This window comes from Brevundimonas diminuta ATCC 11568 (assembly GCF_000204035.1).
Lineage (GTDB): Bacteria > Pseudomonadota > Alphaproteobacteria > Caulobacterales > Caulobacteraceae > Brevundimonas > Brevundimonas diminuta.
Genome location: NZ_GL883089.1, coordinates 2,501 through 5,603, shown reverse-complemented (window position 1 = coordinate 5,603; position 3,103 = coordinate 2,501). Strand labels below are relative to the sequence as shown.

Here is a 3,103-nt window from a genome sequence, read left to right as displayed (position 1 = left end):
CGGGGCTTTGAGGATTTGGGTGCGGGAGCAGGATTTGAACCTGCGACCTTCAGGTTATGAGCCTGACGAGCTACCGGGCTGCTCCATCCCGCGGCAAGGCGGTGAGTAAAGGAAGAAGGTTCGAGAAGTCATTCATGTGTGTCGGGTAGACCCGGCGGCGACCTACTCTCCCGCGCCTTAAGACGAAGTACCATCGGCTCTGGAGGTCTTAACGACCGAGTTCGGAATGGGATCGGGTGGGGAACCTCCGACAGAGCCACCAGGTCAACCCGACACACATGAATGAGAAGATATTGTCTATGATTTCGACATAGTAAGATCGAATGAGTTTTGCTGAGAAACGATCAAGCCGATCGGATTATTAGTACCAGTAAGCTTCACACGTCACCGCGCTTCCACACCTGGCCTATCAACGTGGTAGTCTTCCACGATCCTCAGCGAAGCCTTGTTTTGAGGTTAGTTTCCCGCTTAGATGCTTTCAGCGGTTATCTATTCCATACTTAGCTACCCTGCTGCACGGCTGGCGCCATGACAGGTCCACCAGAGGTATGTCCATCCCGGTCCTCTCGTACTAGGGACAGATCCTCTCAAGCTTCGAACACCCACGGCAGATAGGGACCAAACTGTCTCACGACGTTCTGAACCCAGCTCACGTACCACTTTAAATGGCGAACAGCCATACCCTTGGGACCTGCTCCAGCCCCAGGATGTGATGAGCCGACATCGAGGTGCCAAACTTTGCCGTCGATATGGACTCTTGGGCAAAATCAGCCTGTTATCCCTAGAGTACCTTTTATCCGTTGAGCGATGGCCCTTCCACGCGGGACCACCGGATCACTATGGCCGACTTTCGTCTCTGCTCGACTTGTCAGTCTCGCAGTCAGGCTAGCTTATGCCATTGCACTCGACGACCGATTTCCGACCGGTCTGAGCTAACCATCGCGCGCCTCCGTTACACTTTGGGAGGCGACCGCCCCAGTCAAACTACCCACCACGCCATGTCCCGGGACCGGATAACGGCCCTCGGTTAGACGTCAACGACAGTAAGGGTGGTATTTCAAGGATGGCTCCACCAGAGCTGGCGCCCCGGCTTCATAGCCTCCCACCTATCCTACACATACGGTCGCTAACGCCAAGGCGAAGCTATAGTAAAGGTTCATAGGGTCTTTCCGTCTGACCGCGGGAACCCCGCATCTTCACGGGGAATTCAATTTCACTGAGCCTGTGCTGGAGACAGTGGGGAAGTCGTTACGCCATTCGTGCAGGTCGGAACTTACCCGACAAGGAATTTCGCTACCTTAGGACCGTTATAGTTACGGCCGCCGTTTACCTGGGCTTCAGTTCGGAGCTTTCACTCCTCCCTTTAACCTTCAGGCACCGGGCAGGCGTCAGACCCTATACGTCGCATTGATGCTTCGCAGAGCCCTATGTTTTTGCTAAACAGTCGCTACCCCCTGGCTTGTGCCACTCAGTCCTGGTTGCCCAGGGTGAGTCACGCTTATTCCGAAGTTACGCGTGCAATTTGCCGAGTTCCTTCAGCACAGTTCTCTCAAGCGCCTTGGTATACTCTACCTGACCACCTGTGTCGGTTTCGGGTACGGTCTCTGCTGGAGTTATTTCCAGGGACAACGCCACCGCCGGGAACAATCCAATAAGCCCCGACGACTTATGCCATCCGTCACTTCCAGCTGGTGCAGGAATATTTACCTGCTTCCCATCGACTACGCTTTTCAGCCTCGCCTTAGGGGCCGACTAACCCTGCGCAGATTAGCTTTACGCAGGAACCCTTGGTCTTTCGGCGACAGTGTTTCTCACACTGTTTATCGTTACTCATGTCAGCATTCTCACTTCCGATACCTCCAGCCAACCTCACAGTTGACCTTCACAGGCTTACGGAACGCTCCGCTACCGCTTGCAGTAAACTGCAAACCCATATCTTCGGCGCATGGCTTTAGCCCCGTTACATTTTCCGCGCAGGATCGCTTGATCAGTGAGCTGTTACGCTTTCTTTAAAGGATGGCTGCTTCTAAGCCAACCTCCTGATTGTCAAAGCAATCCCACATCGTTTCCCACTTAGCCATGACTTGGGGGCCTTAGATGATGGTTAGGGTTGTTTCCCTTTTCACGACGGACGTTAGCACCCGCCGTGTGTCTGCCCGATAGTACTCCTGGGTATTCGGAGTTTGGTTAGTATTGGTACCGCTCGCGCAGCCCGCAACCATCCAGTGCTCTACCCCCCAGGGTATTCGTCGGACGCTCTACCTAAATAGATTTCGCGGAGAACCAGCTATGTCCAGGTTTGATTGGCCTTTCACCCCTATCCACAAGTCATCCCAGAATTTTTCAACATTCACGGGTTCGGACCTCCAGTAAGTGTTACCTTACCTTCATCCTGCTCATGGATAGATCACCTGGTTTCGGGTCGTCATACGTCGAACTTAGCGCCCTATTCAGACTCGCTTTCGCTGCGCCTACACCTAACGGCTTAAGCTTGCTCGACACATGAAGTCGCTGACCCATTATACAAAAGGTACGCCGTCACCGCGCTTGGCGGCTCCGACTGCTTGTAGGCTTCCGATTTCAGGATCTGTTTCACTCCCCTTGTCGGGGTGCTTTTCACCTTTCCCTCACGGTACTTGTTCACTATCGGTCGTAGAGGAGTACTTAGGCTTGGAGGGTGGTCCCCCCATGTTCAGACAGGATTTCACGTGTCCCGCCCTACTCGAGTCTCTTGCTGTTTGACGTCTACGGGGCTGTCACCCGCTATGGCCGGACTTTCCATTCCGTTCGACTTTATTTCACAAGAGCACTGGCCTGGTCCCGGTTCGCTCGCCACTACTACGGGAGTCTCGGTTGATGTCCTTTCCTCCGGGTACTGAGATGTTTCAGTTCCCCGGGTTCGCTCAATGAACCCTATGTATTCAGGTCATTGTACCTTTAAGCGATCATCCAATCGCTGCTCCGAAAAGCAGAGTTGGAAGACCGCAAAGGTGGGTTTCCCCATTCAGAGATAACCGGATCAAAGGGTGCTAGCGCCTCCCCGGTTCTTATCGCAGCTTGCCACGTCTTTCATCGCCTCTCTACGCCAAGGCATCCGTCAGAA

General features: G+C 53.8%; 1 tRNA gene and 2 rRNA genes (1 of these 3 only partly in view). All 3 read right to left on the bottom strand.

Features of this window, described 5'->3' with window-relative positions:
* Nucleotides 1-16: 16 nt before the first annotated feature.
* Nucleotides 17-93: transfer RNA gene (locus tag BDIM_RS16720), tRNA-Met, on the bottom strand.
* 56 nt (nucleotides 94-149) lie between these two features.
* Nucleotides 150-264 (bottom strand): 5S ribosomal RNA (rrf, locus tag BDIM_RS16715).
* A gap of 76 nt (nucleotides 265-340) precedes the next feature.
* A 23S ribosomal RNA gene (locus BDIM_RS16710) occupies nucleotides 341-3,103 on the bottom strand; it runs 18 nt beyond the window's last position.